This is a genomic window from Rossellomorea marisflavi (assembly GCF_022170785.1).
In the GTDB taxonomy this organism is placed as follows: Bacteria; Bacillota; Bacilli; order Bacillales; family Bacillaceae_B; genus Rossellomorea; species Rossellomorea marisflavi_B.
Window position 1 is genome coordinate 4,209,084 of sequence record NZ_CP081870.1, and the last position, 18,184, is coordinate 4,227,267.

General features: G+C 47.7%; 16 protein-coding genes and 1 riboswitch. Of the genes, 12 read left to right on the forward strand and 4 right to left on the reverse strand.

Annotation, left to right across the window (positions count from 1 at the left end; genetic code table 11):
- Window positions 1-71 precede the first annotated feature (71 nt).
- Window positions 72-923 (reverse strand): PRD domain-containing protein, encoded by an 852-nt coding sequence (locus tag K6T23_RS21650; RefSeq protein ID WP_142129811.1) that lies wholly within the window; start codon window positions 921-923, stop codon window positions 72-74.
- A gap of 287 nt (window positions 924-1,210) precedes the next feature.
- Between K6T23_RS21650 and K6T23_RS21655 the strand changes: the two genes are divergently transcribed.
- From K6T23_RS21655 to lepB, 3 genes are all read left to right on the forward strand, one after another.
- Entirely contained in the window at window positions 1,211-2,107 is an 897-nt protein-coding gene (locus K6T23_RS21655; RefSeq protein ID WP_238283313.1) for a DMT family transporter, read from the forward strand.
- 5 nt (window positions 2,108-2,112) lie between these two features.
- Window positions 2,113-2,502 carry a MerR family transcriptional regulator gene (locus tag K6T23_RS21660; RefSeq protein ID WP_048004656.1) on the forward strand — a complete coding sequence of 130 codons (390 nt, stop codon included), beginning with the start codon at window positions 2,113-2,115 and terminating at the stop codon, window positions 2,500-2,502.
- A gap of 153 nt (window positions 2,503-2,655) precedes the next feature.
- Window positions 2,656-3,198: a signal peptidase I gene (gene lepB / locus K6T23_RS21665; protein ID WP_238283314.1), complete on the forward strand. Its 543-nt coding sequence runs from the start codon at window positions 2,656-2,658 to the stop codon at window positions 3,196-3,198.
- Between the two features lie 168 nt (window positions 3,199-3,366).
- Here lepB and K6T23_RS21670 read toward each other — a convergent pair whose 3' ends face one another.
- Genes K6T23_RS21670 through K6T23_RS21680 form a run of 3 tightly spaced genes read right to left on the reverse strand, consistent with a single transcriptional unit; the run spans window position 3,367 to window position 5,725 of the window.
- The gene (locus tag K6T23_RS21670) at window positions 3,367-4,110 is read right to left on the reverse strand and encodes an amino acid ABC transporter ATP-binding protein (protein ID WP_238283315.1); all 744 of its coding nucleotides are present in this window, start codon (window positions 4,108-4,110) and stop codon (window positions 3,367-3,369) included.
- Between the two features lie 18 nt (window positions 4,111-4,128).
- Window positions 4,129-4,854: an amino acid ABC transporter permease gene (locus K6T23_RS21675; protein WP_056539710.1), complete on the reverse strand. Its 726-nt coding sequence runs from the start codon at window positions 4,852-4,854 to the stop codon at window positions 4,129-4,131.
- A gap of 40 nt (window positions 4,855-4,894) precedes the next feature.
- Window positions 4,895-5,725, reverse strand: coding sequence for a transporter substrate-binding domain-containing protein (locus K6T23_RS21680; RefSeq protein ID WP_238283316.1), 831 nt, complete (start codon window positions 5,723-5,725; stop codon window positions 4,895-4,897).
- A gap of 108 nt (window positions 5,726-5,833) precedes the next feature.
- Window positions 5,834-6,017: riboswitch (Lysine riboswitch) on the reverse strand.
- A 190-nt stretch (window positions 6,018-6,207) separates the two neighbouring features.
- Here K6T23_RS21680 and K6T23_RS21685 point away from each other — a divergent pair.
- The 9 genes from K6T23_RS21685 (at window position 6,208) to ahpF (ending at window position 18,038) form a co-directional block, all read left to right on the forward strand.
- Entirely contained in the window at window positions 6,208-7,338 is a 1,131-nt protein-coding gene (locus K6T23_RS21685) for a GGDEF domain-containing protein (RefSeq protein ID WP_238283317.1), read from the forward strand.
- 84 nt (window positions 7,339-7,422) lie between these two features.
- Window positions 7,423-9,099: a sigma-54-dependent transcriptional regulator gene (locus K6T23_RS21690; RefSeq protein WP_238283318.1), complete on the forward strand. Its 1,677-nt coding sequence runs from the start codon at window positions 7,423-7,425 to the stop codon at window positions 9,097-9,099.
- Between the two features lie 165 nt (window positions 9,100-9,264).
- Window positions 9,265-10,263, forward strand: coding sequence for a 2-keto-3-deoxygluconate permease (locus K6T23_RS21695; RefSeq protein ID WP_048004649.1), 999 nt, complete (start codon window positions 9,265-9,267; stop codon window positions 10,261-10,263).
- Window positions 10,264-10,292: 29 nt separating this feature from the next.
- Window positions 10,293-11,591: a four-carbon acid sugar kinase family protein gene (locus K6T23_RS21700; protein ID WP_238283319.1), complete on the forward strand. Its 1,299-nt coding sequence runs from the start codon at window positions 10,293-10,295 to the stop codon at window positions 11,589-11,591.
- On the forward strand, window positions 11,584-12,579 hold the full coding sequence (pdxA, locus tag K6T23_RS21705; RefSeq protein WP_238283320.1) for a 4-hydroxythreonine-4-phosphate dehydrogenase PdxA: 996 nt from the start codon (window positions 11,584-11,586) through the stop codon (window positions 12,577-12,579). The genes K6T23_RS21700 and pdxA overlap by 8 nt, the downstream gene beginning before the upstream one ends.
- Window positions 12,580-12,698: 119 nt before the next feature.
- Window positions 12,699-13,415 carry a 3-ketoacyl-ACP reductase gene (locus K6T23_RS21710; RefSeq protein ID WP_056539727.1) on the forward strand — a complete coding sequence of 239 codons (717 nt, stop codon included), beginning with the start codon at window positions 12,699-12,701 and terminating at the stop codon, window positions 13,413-13,415.
- A 216-nt stretch (window positions 13,416-13,631) separates the two neighbouring features.
- Complete coding sequence (locus K6T23_RS21715) at window positions 13,632-15,527, forward strand: PhoX family protein (protein WP_238283321.1); 1,896 nt, start codon at window positions 13,632-13,634, stop codon at window positions 15,525-15,527.
- Between the two features lie 407 nt (window positions 15,528-15,934).
- Window positions 15,935-16,498 carry an alkyl hydroperoxide reductase subunit C gene (gene ahpC, locus K6T23_RS21720; RefSeq protein WP_048004644.1) on the forward strand — a complete coding sequence of 188 codons (564 nt, stop codon included), beginning with the start codon at window positions 15,935-15,937 and terminating at the stop codon, window positions 16,496-16,498.
- Between the two features lie 13 nt (window positions 16,499-16,511).
- Window positions 16,512-18,038 carry an alkyl hydroperoxide reductase subunit F gene (gene ahpF, locus K6T23_RS21725; RefSeq protein ID WP_056539735.1) on the forward strand — a complete coding sequence of 509 codons (1,527 nt, stop codon included), beginning with the start codon at window positions 16,512-16,514 and terminating at the stop codon, window positions 18,036-18,038.
- Window positions 18,039-18,184: the final 146 nt, after the last annotated feature.

Here is an 18,184-nt window from a genome sequence, read left to right on the forward strand (position 1 = left end):
AACGGAATCGGCCCTTTGGCCAAGTCCATTTGGGTAATGCCTGATCGAATCAGTAACAATCCACCATGAAGCTATTTAGCTGATTGGTTGGTGACGCGCCACACGTGAAGCGTGAGATACAGGGTCTCATTCGATGACAGCGTCCAGCCGTATTGCTTGAGGAGCAGGTGGGAGATTTTCTCCACTGCCCGGTAGGCTTTCTCATATTTGTTCTTCACGACCTCAAGTAAGGTGACATCGACTTCCTCGGGGTCGCCTTGTTCCTGTTTGAACTGCCGGATAAAGAAGTAGCGCAGATGCGTGATGAAGCGGGTGTAATTGAGGGAATCCTCATCAAGCTTCACCTGGAAGTGATACTGGACGATCTCGATGATCCGGTTGATCACTTCTGTCATCTTGAGTGTTTCTTCAATATCGGTTTTGCGTTCTTGCTGTCCGTTGACAAAATGATAGGTAATGAAGGTTTCTTCACTCTTCGGAAGCAGCACGTCCAGCCTGTCGAACACCTGACGGATGGCGTTTTTCGCCGCTGTGTATTCCTTCGGATAAAGATTCTTCACTTCCCACCGGTTCGTATCGGGATAGTCCACCCGTTCATTCGCTCGTTTAACGGCGAAATTCAGGTGATCGGCGAGGGTGAGGTAACTATTATTATTGAATGTGACCCCAAGCTCCGCCTCTGCATTCTTGATGATTTCCACTGAAACATCGAGGACCTCGGAATCAATTTCATCCAACACCTGCATCAATGGTCTGCGGGTCGATGACTGCTCTGCAACGAATTTGCGCCGGATATTCTCTTCGGGAATGGGATCTCCCTTTTTCCTTTGGAACCCTACGCCCGTCCCCATCACAATCCATTCAGTCCCTGATGGATCTTCTACCAATGCTACGTTGTTATTGAATGCCTTTGAAAATTTCATGGAACGTCCTCCATATCCCCTAAAACAACAAAATCCTATCTTAAAAACACACAGTGAACCTTTGTGCTTTTAACATAGGTAATGCCTGATCGAGTCAGTAACAATCCTGATATGACTTTGTACTCATACTATACTGCTTTGTGAAAACGATGTCAATAGTTTTGAACCAGCACTAAAACATCCATTATATACCACCCTCGCAAATGCTTGACTTGGAGTCAACTCCAGATTGTAGGATGGTTCCCGTGCCACTGAGGTGGCTGACACTGTATAGGAGTTGTTTCTAAATGAAAAACATAAAAGTCATCAGCATGATTGGAATCATCAGCATCATTTGGGGGTATTTATGGGTAAGCATGAAGGTGGGACTTCAAGACATCCCTCCGTTCTTCTTTACGACCCTGAGACTGTTCATCGGTGCATTGGTCCTCATCACTGTGTTAATCATAAGAAGGAAACCGATCCTTCCAAAAGGAAATGAGTGGCGCAGATTCTTCGCCCTCGGCATGCTCATGTGCGTAGGCTATTACGCCCTGTGCACCTACGGGATCCAGTTTGTCGACTCGGGCATTTCCTCTGTCCTCGTCTATACGATGCCGATTATCGTCAGCATCCTCGCCCATTTCTTCCTGAATGAGCGCCTGAACTGGCTGAAGGGCTTCGGACTGCTCGTCGGTGCGGCAGGCCTTGCCACCATCATCGGGCCAAAGCTTCTTCATCTGTCTTGGAATCTTGCCCTCTTTGGCGAGATTGTCATCGTCGTGTCGGCCTTCTTCTGGTCTTCAGCCAATGTGTATACGAAAAAGATCGGACGTGATCACGATAAGATCAAGATGACCCTATGGCAACTGATTGACGGGGGAATCATTCTCCTAATCATCTCCCTGCTGAAAGAACACCATGAAGTTGCTCATCTAAGTATCCATATGCCTTCTATGCTGGCCCTTTTATATAGCAGCATACTTGGTACGGCCGTCGCATTCGTCGGCTGGAACTGGGTGCTTGGGAACATTGAGGCTTCCATTGCCTCCATCTCCTTGATGTCGGTGCCGATCCTCGGACTGATATTCGGAGCCATTCAGCTTCATGAAGCGATCACACAGAATGTCATCATTGGGGCGATCTTCGTCTGCCTCGGCATCCTGTTTACATCCCTACCCAAAAAGAAACCAATGAAAGGGTGATAGCTGTGTATACAATCGGTCAAACCTCTGAGAAAACGGGATTCTCCCGGGATACGCTGCGCTATTACGAAAAGGTCGGGCTCATTCCACCACCGTCAAGGCTCGAAAACGGGAGAAGAGTCTATACCGATGATGACATCGAGACGCTTCTTCTTCTATCAAGCCTGAAGTCCACGGGTCTATCCATTGAAGAGATGACTGATATCGTGAAGGCGAGAAAGATTGCCCTACCCAACAGGGAGAAAAAGAACGATGAATACCGTAACTCCGTACAGAAGAAAATTGCGATCCTTCACAAGCACATCCACGTCATGGAACTACAGAAGCAGGAAATCGAGAAGATCATCCAGGCTAGCGAGGAAAAGATCAGGCACTATGAAGGATTGATTCAGTAATTCCTCTCCCTCCAACTCAGGTTAATAATGGAAAATAAGCAAAATGGCCTGATAGGATTAGAAGGAATCATGGAAGAAGTGGTAGAATGAATGGAGAGAGACCATCCCGCACCCGAAAGCAGAGTGTGGACATGGAGAGGAGAGACTGAACCTGTGACGAAGAAAAAAAGTGAATCCCTGGAATGGATCAAGGCACTGGCCATCGCCATCATCCTGGTGGTCATCGCACGTTCCTTCCTTATCACCCCGATTGTGGTTGAAGGGGCATCCATGAATACGACCCTTCAGGATAAAGACCGGATGATCGTAACGAAAATCGGGGATCCGAAGCGATTCGATATCGTTGTGTTCCACGCCAATGAGCAGCAGGATTACATCAAGCGCGTCATCGGGCTGCCCGGTGATACGATCGAATTTAAAAATGACACCCTTTACGTCAACGGCAAGGCCTATGATGAACCCTACCTCGACGACCAAAAAGCAGCCAGAGCAGGCGACCTGACCGAACCGTTCAAGCTGGAAGATACGGCAGTCGGCCAAAAGACCGTCCCGGAAGGCACCGTCTTCGTCATGGGGGACAACCGCCAGAACAGCGAAGACAGCCGCATGATCGGAGCCATCCCGATGGATCAGATCGTAGGGAAAACGAACTTGATCTACTATCCGTTCAAGGATTTTAAGATTATTCATAACTGATAAGAAGCGCCGGGATTCTCATCCCCGCGCTTCTTTCTTATTAATTGAAGGTTTCCATTCAGGAAAGCGGAAGGAGAGTAATGTAGGAGGCTCGATGTTCCTCCGGGTAGCAAAAAACCGAACTCCCTATAAAAAAGAGAATTCGGCTTTTCAGTTGAACTTTATGAATCAGCTGAGTTGTTTCAACGTTCGCTTCAAGAACTCCCTCGTACGCTCCTGCTTCGGATGGTTGAAGATCTGTTCCGGCGGGCCTTCTTCGGCGATGACGCCTTTGTCCATGAAGACGACGCGGTCGGATACTTCCTTGGCGAATTCCATTTCGTGCGTCACGATGAGCATGGTGAGGCCGGATTCGGCTAGCTCCTTCATGACCCTTAATACTTCACCGACCATCTCAGGATCGAGTGCGGATGTCGGCTCATCAAAGAGCATGACATCCGGCTCCATGGAAAGGGCGCGCGCGATGGCGACACGCTGCTTCTGGCCCCCTGAGAGCTGTTTCGGGCTGGCGTTGACATATTGGCTCATGCCAACGACGTCCAAGTATTTCAAAGCAACTTTCTCCGCTTCCTCTTTGGAGCGCTTCAGCACCTTGACTTGGCCAACGACGCAGTTCTTCAAGACGTTGTGGTTGTTGAACAGGTTGAACTGCTGGAATACCATGCCCAGGTTTTGGCGGTATGCGAAGATATCGTGCTTGCTGTCGAGGATGTTCTCCCCGTTGTAGATGATCTGTCCGCCGCTCGGTTTTTCCAATAGATTGATGCAGCGGAGAAGGGTGGATTTACCGGAACCAGAGGAACCGATGATGCTCACCACTTCCCCTTTTCTCACTGAAAAGTCGATGTCCTTGAGCACTTCATGGGTGCCGAAGGATTTGTTCAAATGCTGGATGTCTATGACGTTTTCCACAGGGCTTCCTCCTTCTCCTTATTTGGCTTTCGCATCTACCATTGTGTAGCTGTCCGGTCCGTCGAGCTTCTTCTCGAAGTGACGGAGGATCTTGGTCACGGCGAATGTCATGACGAAGTAGATCATACATGCGACGAAGAATGATTCGAAGTAACGGAAGTTGTTCCCTGCCACGGATTTGGTCAGGAAGTACAGCTCCGATACAGAGATGACATTCAGGACGGATGTATCTTTGATATTGATGATAAAATGATTTCCCGTTGCCGGAAGAATATTACGGACGACCTGCGGCATGACGACGTTCCACATCGTCTGCACATGGTTCATCCCGATGGCCTGGGCAGCCTCGAATTGTCCTTTATCGATGGAGATGATCCCACCGCGGACGATTTCGGCCATATAGGCACCCGTATTGATGGAGACGACGATGAAAGCCGCTACCATGACGTTCATATCGAACCCGAAGGCCATGGCCGAACCGTAATAGATGACCATTGCCTGTACAATCATCGGCGTGCCCCGGAAGAATTCGATGTAGATGGATAGTACGATGTTCACTACTTTAAGGATGACCTTCTTCGGTCCGCTTTCAGGGACTGGGATGGTCCGGATGACACCTGCCAACAGGCCGATGGCGGCACCGATCACGGTACCGACAAAGGCAATCAACAGGGTCACACCCGCTCCTCGCAAGAACATGGCCCAGTTGTCTGTAATAATTCTGATGACCCACTCTAAGCTCATTGTTCTCCTCCTTCTTCATATTGCCTGACCAGCAACATGATTACTGCTCTGCAGGCTGATTCTTGATGGCCTGATCCATAATTTCCGTACGTTCGTCTTCTGAAATATCCTTCAATGCTTTATTGATTTCTTCCGTCAGGTCGCTTCCTTTTTCCACTCCTACTGCTATGGCCGTATCATCTTCTGACGTTTTGAACCCGTCATTGAATTCAACCATGGCAAAGTCGTCATTGGCTGTCGAAGCACTCACTGCTTCCGGACGTTCCGATACATATCCATCGATGATGCCTGATTGAAGGGCAACCCTCATGGCAGGGAAGTTATCCATTGCCGTTTCTTTGGAAACCCCTTTGATCTGATCGATCACAGAGTAGTGGAACGTATTCAATTGGGCAGTCACCTTAGCCCCTTTGAAGTCTTGGATCGACTTGGCTCCTTCATATTTACCGCCTTTTTTCACGACCATGACAAGATCGGACTTGTAGTAGTTATCAGAGAAGTCGATGGCTTTTTTTCGCTCAGCCGTTGGGGACATCCCTGCGACAATGGCGTCGATCTTACCTGAGTTCAGGGCAGGAACGAGTCCGTCCCACTCTGTTTTCACAACGACGAGTTTTTTGCCCATTTTATCTGCAAGCTTTTTCGCCATTTCCACGTCATACCCGCCGGCATATTCCTTGCTTCCTTTGATTTTAACTGCTCCATTGGCGTCCGTTTTTTGAGACCAGTTGAATGGTGCATATCCTGCTTCAAGACCTACAGTGAAAGTGTCTTTGTCTTCAGATCCGGAAGCACCGCTTTTCCCGCAGCCTGCCAACATAACCAGTGCCGAAACCAACAATAATGCGAAGATCGTTACTCTTTTTTTCATTCTTTTCGTCCCCCTGTTTTTTGTAAATGCTTTTGGACAAACAAAAAACGGCCTGAGATCAACTCAGGCCGTAGTATACGAAGTCACCCATAAGTCCTCTCTATTCCCCAATGAGATAGCACAACTCAATAAACCGGGACGTTTATTGAGACAGTCCTGCAGCTCTTAACTACAGACCCAGCAAGTCATACCGAGAAATATGATCCCACTTCGGCGACATTTCCTTCTCCCTGACATCGACGCTTCTCAAGCTCCGTCAAGGACTGTTAAATCTCGCACCTCTACCTCACTATTCATAGCGAGGTCTTATTAAATTTTCTCTAACAGTCTACAACTAAACCAGGAAACTGTCAATCCATTGAACTAGTCATTTATCCTGATTTCTGAAAGATTATGATCCCTGACAACCGACAAACACATAGAAAGTCCTGGGTCTGATATAATGAAGCATCTGAACGTTTACGAGTTAGGAGAGTGCTGGCATGGAAATCTACGTGAATTCCACCATCATCACAGCCGTCTTGTTTATCGGCTTCTTGTTCACCTTGATCATGGTTGGAGCATACGGATTCACCCACAAAAGGGATTCGACCTTGAATCGATTCTTTTTGGCCAAGTGCCTCCAGATCACGGCCGTTTCCCTAATGGTGTTCCGTGGGGATATTCCGGATGTACTGTCGATTTGGCTGGCAAACATCGCCTTATATGCCGGGACCTCTTTGGAAGTTGCAGCGCTAGTGAATCTTCAGGGCTTTTTACGTCCTAAGATGAGGCTCATCTATATATATGTGACGATCGTCGGGATTATGGGCTTTTCCATCTTATTTATCTTTGGCAGCACAGAGCCTATCCGCATCGCTTACTATTCGTTCGTGACGGCCATCCTTCTTTCACCGGTTTGTCTGGTCGGTTTCAGGAGTTCATCCCTTCTGATGAAGGTTGTGGGTCTGCTTTATGGGGTTGGCGTCATCTTCTCCATCGTCCGGGGCTTCAGTTCATTCTTCATCCCCATCCAATCCTTTACTCTATATAATCCCGGAGTCCTTCAATTGGTTGTCCTGCTAACTTTTTATGTATTATCGAATCTGATGAATCTTGCCTTCCTTCTTTTGATGAAGGAAAAGGTCGACCGGGAACTCGTCATCTTGGCAAATCAGGATGATCTGACAGGAGTACTGAATAGACGGGCATTCACCAGAAGCGCAGAAGAACTTATTCGTCACAACAAAAAAGGGATGCAACACTCGTTCCTTCTCTTTGATGTCGATCATTTTAAACAGATCAACGATACATATGGTCACTTGGCAGGGGATCAAGTCCTTCAAGATATGACCACAACGATACAGGGTCAATTAACGGATAAGGACCTGTTTGGACGATATGGTGGAGATGAATTTGCCATCTTGCTTGTTGATAAAGGGATAGAGGCCTCAAATCGCTTCACTGAACAATTGATTTCTTCTCTCCACTCAACCAAGAGCACCGTCCCATATCAAGTCAGTATAGGCATCACCACCTTCAAGACCTCAACTTTGGAAGAGCTTTATGCCTGTTGTGATGAAGCCTTGTATGAAGCAAAAAAAGCGGGTCGTAATCAATTCAAGAGATGGTGACCGGCGGATACCTCCTCGTGACATCAGTACCCAGGTGTGACATAATAGTGTTTAAATATGCAACAGATTAGGAGTATGTCGGACATGAAAGTTCTCTTAATAGCACCTTATAGTGGGATGGCTGAAGTCAGCAAGCAGCTTGACCTCCCTCCAGACGTGAAGATGGACGTCACTGTCGCCAACCTCGAGGAGGGGGCTGACTTTGCACGTCAAACGATGCTGGAGGAGTACGATATCATCATCAGTCGCGGAGGCACGGCACTGGCAATCGAACAGGTGGCTTCCCTACCGGTGATCCATATTCAAATATCAGGCTACGATATGCTACGCGTCTTTACGCTGATTAAAAACATCGGAAAGAAAGTCGCGCTAGTCGGATTTGCGTCTGTTACACAAGGGGCCGCAACTCTATGCAATATCCTTGAATACGACATTGAAGTAAAGACCATTGCCAACAGGACGGAAGTGAAGGCCCTCCTCGAATCCCTCAAGGAAGCCGGTTATGAATCCATCATAGGCGATGTGGTAACCGTGCAAGCTGCCGAATCCATGGGCCTTCATGGAGTGCTTATCACTTCAGGAAAAGAGGCATTGATCCAAGCAATTGAGGAAGGAAGACGTGCTTTCCAGCTTTCCAAAAAGGTAAGGCATAATTACGATATCTTCCATCAGCTTTTCCATGAATTCCCTTACCCAACTGCCGTAATCGGAAAAGACCTTCTGATTCATGAGCAAAATGCGGCTTACCGTGCGTACCTTGATGACAACGCGTTAACCCAATCAACCATTAAACGTCCACTGGAAGAAGTGTTGAGTACAGGAAAGAACCAGTGGTTGAAACTTGAACACGGGAACCAGTTTTTAGTGGTTCAACTTTTCAAACTCACGGATACGAAGGCCGGAATGATGTGCTTTGTCAGAGGGAACCCATCCGACAGGAAGCCGATATCGATTGATATTGGACCGAAGGCCTCTCCAATAATAGGAGAAAGCCTCTATTCACGGAATCTGGCTAGACAATTGACACGACTGGGCTCAATGCCACTCTCCATCATCGGTGATAAAGGAACAGGGAAATCGACGGTGGCAGAAAACATTCACCACCAACGATTTGGGCATGCTGCTCCTCTAATCAGCATCGACGCCGCTTTGCTCGATGAACATGCTTTGAGCGAATTGAAACAAATCCTTTTGCCCATCCAGGCAGGGAGCATTGTGGTTCTAAACCAGGATAAAAGCCAGCACGTGGAAGAATTCACAAGTTTGTTGACATCCTATTCTCATCGTGTGCAGATCATATTTATCCAGGAAAATGCCGGGCAGGATGTAACGATTGAAACGCAAAGTATCCACTTAGCCCCATTATCAAGACGAAAAGAGGACATCCCGGTCTTCGCCCATTATTTCTTAACGGCCTTACATGCTCAAAACGGAAGTGAAACCGTAGGGATAAAGCCGGAAGCCATGACCTTGTTGAAGGAATATGATTGGCCCGGGAATCTCCATGAACTGAAGCAAGCGATCCATGAATTGGCACAGAAAGCAGACGGATATTATATAGAAAAAGCACAAACAGAAATGTTGCTCTCATGCAAAAAAGCATCGATTCCTTCCACATCAGTCGATGGGACACTCAGACAGATCGAAAAAAGGATCATTGAAACGGTTTTGGCTGAGGAAAACGGGAATCAATCCCGTGCTTCAAAGCGTCTGGGTATTAATCGATCTACATTGTGGAGAAAACTGAATGAAGAGAATTGAAGAGCCATTGGGGCTCTTCTTTTTTGTTTAATTTTGCAACAGTTATGATTAAATAAAATTAAATATATTATTAGTGTTGCAAAATTAGATACAAAGTTCTATTATGTAAATTGTAAGCGGTTTACCGAGGGGTTATTCACGACATACACATAAGGGGATGTTAAAATGAAGATCAAATCAACCTTAAACCGAATCCCAGGCGGGATGATGGTTGTACCTTTGTTGCTTTCTGCAACAATCAACACCATTGCTCCAGATCTGCTGAGGATCGGGAACTTCACACAGGCATTGTTCGTAGACGGTGCCGGTACGCTTATCGCATTATTTCTATTATGTACCGGCGCACAGATCAACGTCAGGAATGTAGGGGTCAGTCTTGGCAAAGGAGCAGTGCTGCTATCCGTAAAATGGCTAGTAGGAGCGGCAGTTGGATTGTTAGCCTATATGTTTGCTGGTGAGAATGGACTTTGGCTGGGGTTGGCACCTATTGCCGTCATTGCCTCCATGACGAATAGTAACGGTGGACTTTATATGGCGCTTGTTGGCCAATACGGAGATAAAACAGACAGGGCGGCATACTCATTACTTGCGTTGAATGACGGACCCTTCCTTACAATGGTAGCGCTCTCTATCTTCGGAGCCATGGGCTTTGTGGACGGATTATTCTCTGTCACTGCATTCATTTCGGTCCTGCTTCCCATCATCATCGGAATGATCTTGGGTAATCTCGATGGAGAAATGAGAGATTTCCTTAATACCGGTAGCTCTATGCTGATTCCGTTCTTCGCCTTTGCATTAGGGATGGGAATCAACTTCAAGGCTATTGTGGAAGGCGGATTATCAGGTGTTGCACTCGGGCTCATGACGGTATTCATAACAGGGACTGCCGGATACCTCGTGTTCAAAGCGTTGAAGTGGAATCCAATCGCAGGAGCTGCTGAAGGGTCTACTGCGGGTAACGCCGTTGCAACGCCGGCGGCCATAGCAGCCGCCAGTGCAGGATTTGCAGCCAATGTGGAAATCGCCACCGTGCAAGTCGCAGCTTCTGTCGTGACGACAGCTGTCCTCCTGCCACTTTATATAGCGTTCCTAGTGAAACGACTGGAGAAAAAAGGAGTCCGGTTACCAGAGGACTACTCAACAGATGAAAAAGCAGCATCGTAGAAAATGAGATTCAAATGAGGGATTACACTATGGAAAAATGGATTGCAATCGTAGCAGATGATCTGACGGGGGCAAACGACAGCGGGGTTCAGTTGACGGAAAAAGGGGTACCTACCTCCGTCCTGTTTGACCTTCCGGATCATTCTCAAACGCTTGACCAAGGTATTGTCATTGACACGAACGGACGCGCACTTCTTAGAGAAGAAGCCTATAAAAAAACAAAAGAGGCAGCGCAATTTATTAAAGAAGCAGGATATCAGACGATCTATAAAAAAATGGATTCTACTTTACGCGGACATATCGGTACGGAATTAAAGGCCATGAAAGACGTCTTTCAACCGGAATTCGTATTCATATCCCCGGCTTTCCCAGCCCTTCACCGCACAACAAAGGATGGAATCCATTACATCAAAGATCAGCGAGTATCAGACACTGAAATCTCACGGGACCCTAAGCATCCCGTGAAAGAATCTTCCATTCCTACATTGATTGAAAACGAGATTGGAGAAAAAGTCGGCCTACTAAAGAAATCAGCGCTAATAAATAGAGAAACGTTTGAACAAATCGTCAGGTCCTTTCAATCTCAAGGGATATGCTACTTGGTTTGTGATGCGGAAACGGAAGAAGACCTCAAACTGTTCTCCAAATGGATGCTGCAGCTATCATCAAAGGTGATCTGGGCAGGTTCAGCAGGACTGGCAGAGGTATTACCAGACGTACTTCAATTACATTCTATACCGGCAGAACGGACGATCACTCCTTCTGAACAAGTGGTCATCGTATGCGGAAGCCTATCGCTCACCACGCAAAAACAGGTGCGGACAGCTGCTGCCAAAGATGATGTGATCGGCGTAGAAGTAGATACACTGAAAATCTTCTCACCTCTTTGGGTGGAGGCTAAACAAGTCTATCTCAATCTTTGCAAGTCAGCCATTGAAGAGGGTAAGCACGTTGCAATCTATGTGCCTTCGAACGTTGAAATCCGGGAGAAGGTCAAGCAGGCTGGAGAATCCCTCGGATTTTCTTCCTATCAAATAGGAGAAGAGATCTCCAACGCCCTGGCCGAGATCGTCCGGACCCTTGCAAGCACCTATCACCACCTAAACAGCTTTGTCTTAACTGGAGGAGATACGGCGAAAGAAACGGCGAAACAATTAGGGGGCAATGGAATAAGGCTGATCAAGCAGCTTGAACCCGGAATCCCGGTGGGTCAGTTAATCGGGGCGTCAAGGCCTTTGACTGTCGTAACAAAAGCAGGGGCATTCGGAGATGATGATTCAATCTACCGAGCTGCCTGTGAATTGAAGGGGGATATCGTATATGAGTAAGAAACCAATCGTCGGCATCACAATGGGGGATGGAGCTGGTGTGGGCCCGGAAATTATCATGAAGAGCCTCCAGCACCAACATCTATATGAGCAGGCACATCCCATCGTCATCGGGGATGCTTTAAGACTGGATAAAGCGAATGACATCCTCGGCAATAAAGTCAAAATCGTACGCTTGAAAGATACAGACGCGTTCGATGTAACGGAGTACGGAACCGTTCATTGCCTGGATCTGCACCTGTTGCCTGAGGATCTTCCATTTGGGAAAGTGTCGGCTGAAGCCGGAAACGCAGCTTTCCATTATCTAAAAAAAGCAATCGAACTGGCCAACCAGCAGAAAATCAGTGCAATCTGCACGGCACCATTGAATAAAGAAGCCCTCCATAAAGGAGGACATCAGTATCCTGGCCATACAGAGATTCTAGCTGAGCTGACAGGTACAGCCGATTTCTCTATGATGCTATCGTCACCTAAACTGAAAGTGATCCATGTGACCACTCATGTAGGCCTATTGGATGCAATCAATATGATTGAACCAGAAAGGGTACTGAGGGTTATCAAACTCGCTCATGACACCCTTTCTAAATCGGGTGTGACAGCTCCGAAAATCGGCGTGTGCGGAATCAACCCTCATGCTGGCGAAAATGGACTATTCGGTTATGGGGAAGAAGAAGAGAAAATCATTCCCGCAATCGAACGTGCCCAAGGAGACGGGATTAACGTAGAAGGCCCTCTCCCAGCGGACACACTTTTCTTCCGTGCCCAAAGGGGCGACTTTGATATCGTCGTCGCCATGTATCATGACCAGGGCCACGGACCGATCAAAGTTCTCGGATTAGAATCAGGTGTCAACATTACCGTCGGACTCCCGATCATCCGGACAAGCGTTGATCACGGAACGGCGTTTGATATTGCCGGCAAAGGTATCGCAGACGAAGGCAGCATGTTGGAAGCCCTTCGTCAGGCAATTGAACTTGCACCTAAATAAACAGTAGTGTTGGCCCTCGATATTCTCGAGGGCCATTTTATATACAGAGCAGACAGTTTATTCGCTTCATCTCCTAAAGTTCGATACAATAAAAAAATCTGAACCAAAGGAGTGGTACCATGCAATCGATTAAAGGAAAAGTAGCGTTGATCACAGGAGCTGGTCGCGGTATCGGCCGCGCCACGGCGGAGGCCTTCGCCAAAGAAGGTGTCCATGTAGGACTTGTGGGACGTACTATTGAGAACCTCGAGAAAGCAGCAGACGAATTGAAGCAGTATGATGTCAATGTGGCCATTGCGGCTGCTGACGTGGCGGATCTCGATGCCATCACAAAAGCAGTGGAATCGATCCGCGGTGAACTCGGCCCCATCGATATCCTCGTAAACAATGCGGGAATCTCGAAATTCGGTGGCTTCATGGAGCTCACACCGGAGGAATGGACGAACATCATTGATGTCAACGTCAAAGGCGTATACTATACGACCCGTGCCGTCCTGCCGGAAATGATCGAGCGCAACACCGGCGACATCATCAATATTTCCTCTACAGCAGGCCAAAAAGGGGCTCCGGTCACAAGCGCCTACTCTGCTTCCAAAGCGGCCGTCATCGGATTGAGCGAATCCCTCATGATGGAAGTACGCAAAAAGAATATCCGCGTGACGACCCTGACACCTAGCACCGTGGCAACCGATATGGCAGTGGATCTGAAGCTGACTGACGGAAACCCGGATAAGGTCATGCAAGCAGAAGATATGGCCGACCTCATGGTGGCACAGCTCAAACTCCATCCTCGCGTGGTATTGAAGCATGCCGGCCTGTGGTCGAATAATCCTTAAACTCATTCCTACTGAAATACAGGATCCGCTGAGTAAAACGGCGGATCCTGTTTCTATATAACCCCTAAAACCCTTCTTTCATCCATTAATTCCAATAAGAGGACCCTTCGTCACAGAACTGTCCACATTCCTTTACAATTGCATCAAATCCCTTAAAACTTCCTCAACATTCCGATGGTTAAATGAAGCTAAGCTTACATTGGGAGGTAGTCAACCATGAAAAAACGTGTGTCCATTGGCCTAACCATCACTCTTCTTGCTTCAGGTACAACATCTGCTTTTGCTTCAGAGCATCACCCACATCCGAAACAGATCAAGAATGTCGAGTTCCAATCTATGAACGCACCGACCACCATCGAAGATATGATCAAAACCTATACCAATGCTTCCGTTAAGGTAACCTATAAAGATGGCAGCGTGAAAGAAACGCCGCTTAAATACAATCAGCTATTCCTCTCAAAAGATAAAATCGTTGATAACAAAGGGGAAATGATCGATGCCGGTACACCCATTGATGTCAACGGAGACCCGATCATCGACCGGAGCGTACCGGACCAACCGACCCCTTACGTCTCAGACGCACCCGATTCCAATAGCTTCATCACCATCAACGGGAAGTCTTATATCATCTCCCATTATGAATATGAGTCCATTGATAACGCAGGAGAAGAGCTTGGCGGACTCCCTGCATCCATGACCCTGACTCAAGTGGACCGCAATGATGAAACCGGTGAACTGACCGTCAATCATGCGAAAAAAATCGACTTTGCAAACGTGAACGGCCTTTGGACACCATGTAATGGTTCCACGACCGAATGGGGAACCCACCTTGGTTCCGAAGAGTACGAGCCTGACGCCAGGGCATTTGAAGAAGATCCTTCATCAGACGCTTACAAAGACGTCAACAGCTTCGCTGAGCGATACTTCGGCGATGCATCAAAAGCCAATCCTTATTTCTACGGCTGGATCCCGGAAATTTCCGTGGATGACAACGGTGACGCTTCAGTCGTGAAGCACTACAGCACGGGTCGCTTCTCTCATGAAATGATGCAGGTCCTTCCTGATAACAAGACCGCCCTCTTCGGAGATGACGGAAACAACACCATGATGTTCATGTATGTCGCAGACAAAGAGAAGGATTTCTCTGCCGGAACGCTTTATGCAGCCAAGTTCAAGCAAAAAAGCGGTGAAAACGGTGGTAAAGGGGATCTTCAATGGATCAAGCTCGGACACTCCACAGATGATGAGGTCAAATCCATCATCGACAAAGGCGTGACATTCAGCGACATCTTTGAAACATCCGATGAGCCTAAAGAAGGATTCACAGCCGTGAAGACGGCAGCAAGCAAGAAAGTCGAATACCTGAAAGTGAAACCAGGCATGGAAAAAGCAGCGGCATTCCTTGAGTCCCGCCGTTACGGGGCCATCCTAGGTGCCACAAGCGAGTTCAACAAGATGGAAGGCCTGAGCGTGAACAAGAAGGACAAGAAAGCCTATATGGCCATCTCATACCAAAACAGTGCCATGCTGAAACAACCGGATGCCGTCCAGGATGACATCCAGCTGCCTCACCTTGAGTCCGGAGTCACTTACCAACTCAATATGGCTGCCGGCCAAAAAGACCAGTCCAAAGGGAAGATCGACAGTCGCTATGTGCCTGCCAGCATGGAAGGTCTCGTCATCGGTGAAGACCTTGAACGAGCGGATGCCTATGGAAATACGGCTAACCCTGATAAAATCGCCAATCCGGACAACCTGACGTACTCAGAAGATATGAATACCCTCTTCATCGGTGAAGATAGTGACATGCATACGAATAACTTCGTCTGGGCGTACAACGTGAAGACGAAGAAACTATCCCGCATCCTATTCGTTCCGGTTGGAGCTGAAGCAACAGGCCTGCGTGCCGTCGAAAACATCGAGAACTCCCGCTACCTGCTGAGCAACTACCAGCACCCAGGGGAGAAACTCGGTAAGAAAGACATCACAGCCGTTGATCGCGACGCTCTGGAAAAAGCCATGCGCGACAGCATCGGAATCCAGGAAACAGGTGGAGTCGGCTATGTATCCGGCCTTCCTTCCAATGAAGGACCACAGCATAAGAAACAATAAACAGAAGAAAATCCGAACGATGATTCAAATCGTTCGGATTTTTTCTCTCTATTCCCAATGGTAAGCATGACTCTATCCCGTTAACCGACAGCGGTAAAGATTCAAGGGTTGGTTGCAAGCAAGCATTCTCAATCATCCCCTGCTAATTTTCAAATTGGCCAGGGACCCTTTCGTTTTGCAGATAAGCGGATTCCCAGATTATACAATCGTATCATTAGAAATCCCGTGCCGTGTAATGCTAAAATATAAAGAGTCATCCCGTATAAAACCCTTCGATTTAGGCAAAATCAGAAGATGGGGAGATTTTTTCACCGGAAGTGCCACTTTTCCTTTGACAAATAACCCAATGTATATAATAATGAGTATTGAATTAGAATTATTACAATTAACCAAGGAGGAATTTCGATATGTCATTAATCGGAACTGAAGTTCTACCATTTACTGCACAAGCTTACCACAAAGGTGATTTCGTAGAGGTCACTGAAGAAAACTTCAAAGGTAAATGGAGCGTAGTCTGCTTCTACCCTGCAGATTTCACATTTGTATGCCCTACTGAACTTGGCGACCTTCAAGATCAATATGCTACGCTTAAAGATTTAGGCGTTGAAGTATACTCCGTTTCTACAGATACACATTTCACTCATAAAGCATGGCACGACCATTCAGATACAATCAACAAAATCGAGTACGTGATGATCGGTGACCCTTCACAAAAAATCTCACGCAACTTCGACGTGTTGGACGAAGAAGAAGGACTTGCTGACCGCGGTACATTCATCATCGATCCAGACGGCGTGATCCAAACAGTTGAAATCAATGCCGGCGGTATCGGACGTGACGCAAGCTCACTCGTAAACAAAATCAAAGCAGCACAATATGTGCGCAAAAACCCAGGTGAAGTTTGCCCGGCTAAATGGGAAGAAGGAAGCGAAACCCTTACACCAGGACTTGACCTAGTAGGTAAAATCTAAGGAGTTCGATTACATGTTGGATGCAAATATCAAAGCACAGCTAGAACAGTATCTTCAAATGTTAGAGAGCGATATTTTGCTCAAGGTAAGTGCTGGAGACGACAAGGTATCGCATGACATGCTTTCATTGGTGGACCAGCTTGCGACCATGTCTCCCCGCATCAAAGTGGAGAACACTGAATTGGAACGCACACCAAGCTTCAGCGTCAATCGCATCGGCGAAGACACCGGCATCACATTTGCCGGCGTCCCGCTGGGGCACGAGTTCACTTCATTGGTCCTTGCTTTGCTGCAAGTGAGCGGCAGGGCACCGAAAGTCGATCAAACCGTGATCGACCAGATCAAAAATGTGAAGGGTGAATACCACTTCGAGTCGTATATCAGCCTCACATGCCACAACTGCCCTGATGTCGTACAAGCCCTGAACATCATGAGTCTCCTCAATGACGGAATCTCTCATACGATGATCGACGGCGCTGCGTTCAAAGACGAAGTCGAAAGCAAAGAAATCATGGCGGTCCCGACTGTATTCCTTAACGGTGAAGAGTTCGGAAGCGGTCGTATGACCCTTGAAGAAATGCTGAACAAAATGGGCAGCGGCCCTGATGCAGCTGAATTCGCCGATAAAGATCCATATGATGTCCTCGTAGTCGGTGGCGGTCCCGCTGGTGCAAGTGCTGCGATCTACGCTGCGCGTAAAGGTATTCGCACCGGACTTGTAGCCGAACGCTTTGGTGGACAGGTGATGGACACCCTCGGCATCGAGAACTTCATCAGCATGACCAAGACGGAAGGTCCGAAACTTGTCGCAAGCCTCGAAGAACACGTGAAAGATTACAACATCGATGTGATGAATCTTCAGCGTGCGAAGAGCCTCGAGAAGAAAGACCTCGTCGAATTGGAACTTGAAAACGGAGCGGTCCTGAAGAGTAAGACCGTCATCCTTTCAACAGGTGCCCGCTGGCGCAACGTCGGCGTCCCTGGCGAAGCAGAATTCAAGAACAAAGGAGTCGCTTATTGCCCTCACTGTGACGGACCATTGTTCGAAGGGAAAGATGTAGCGGTCATCGGCGGAGGAAACTCCGGCGTGGAAGCAGCCATCGACCTTGCAGGGATCGTCAAGCATGTGACTGTCCTTGAATTCATGCCTGAGCTGAAAGCCGATGCTGTACTGCAGGAACGCCTTAACAGCCTTCCGAACGTTACGGTCGTGAAAAACGCACAAACGAAAGAGATCACGGGAACCGATAAGGTGAACGGAATCACTTACATCGATCGTGCGACAGAGGAAGAACATCACGTGGAACTTGCCGGCGTATTCGTTCAAATCGGTCTCGTGCCGAACACGGAATGGCTCGGTGACTCCCTTGAGAAAACACGCATGGGTGAGCTCGTTGTCGATAAGCATGGTGCAACCAGTATGCCTGGTGTCTTCGCTGCCGGAGACTGCACGGACAGTGCCTACAAGCAGATCATCATCTCCATGGGATCAGGTGCAACCGCATCACTTGGTGCGTTTGATTACATGATCCGGAACTAACAACAATAAGGGCTGGGACAAACGTGTTTTAGTCATAGAAAAACCCGAATTAATTGCCGACGATCAGGCAAAATAATTCGGGTTTTTCATTTATTTCATGACCATTACTATTTACTTGTTTCTAGCGGTTGATTGGAGTGCAAGAC

What these genes read in the sequence shown, in the direction of transcription:
- K6T23_RS21680 (WP_238283316.1), bottom strand. Translation starts at nt 5,725, where the DNA reads ATGAAAAAAAGAGTAACGATCTTCGCATTATTGTTGGTTTCGGCACTG.
- K6T23_RS21685 (WP_238283317.1), top strand. Translation starts at nt 6,208, where the DNA reads ATGGAAATCTACGTGAATTCCACCATCATCACAGCCGTCTTGTTTATC.
- ahpC (WP_048004644.1), top strand. Translation starts at nt 15,935, where the DNA reads ATGTCATTAATCGGAACTGAAGTTCTACCATTTACTGCACAAGCTTAC.
- K6T23_RS21655 (WP_238283313.1), top strand. Translation starts at nt 1,211, where the DNA reads ATGAAAAACATAAAAGTCATCAGCATGATTGGAATCATCAGCATCATT.
- K6T23_RS21700 (WP_238283319.1), top strand. Translation starts at nt 10,293, where the DNA reads ATGGAAAAATGGATTGCAATCGTAGCAGATGATCTGACGGGGGCAAAC.
- K6T23_RS21675 (WP_056539710.1), bottom strand. Translation starts at nt 4,854, where the DNA reads ATGAGCTTAGAGTGGGTCATCAGAATTATTACAGACAACTGGGCCATG.
- K6T23_RS21710 (WP_056539727.1), top strand. Translation starts at nt 12,699, where the DNA reads ATGCAATCGATTAAAGGAAAAGTAGCGTTGATCACAGGAGCTGGTCGC.
- ahpF (WP_056539735.1), top strand. Translation starts at nt 16,512, where the DNA reads ATGTTGGATGCAAATATCAAAGCACAGCTAGAACAGTATCTTCAAATG.
- K6T23_RS21650 (WP_142129811.1), bottom strand. Translation starts at nt 923, where the DNA reads ATGAAATTTTCAAAGGCATTCAATAACAACGTAGCATTGGTAGAAGAT.
- K6T23_RS21690 (WP_238283318.1), top strand. Translation starts at nt 7,423, where the DNA reads ATGAAAGTTCTCTTAATAGCACCTTATAGTGGGATGGCTGAAGTCAGC.
- pdxA (WP_238283320.1), top strand. Translation starts at nt 11,584, where the DNA reads ATGAGTAAGAAACCAATCGTCGGCATCACAATGGGGGATGGAGCTGGT.
- K6T23_RS21715 (WP_238283321.1), top strand. Translation starts at nt 13,632, where the DNA reads ATGAAAAAACGTGTGTCCATTGGCCTAACCATCACTCTTCTTGCTTCA.
- K6T23_RS21695 (WP_048004649.1), top strand. Translation starts at nt 9,265, where the DNA reads ATGAAGATCAAATCAACCTTAAACCGAATCCCAGGCGGGATGATGGTT.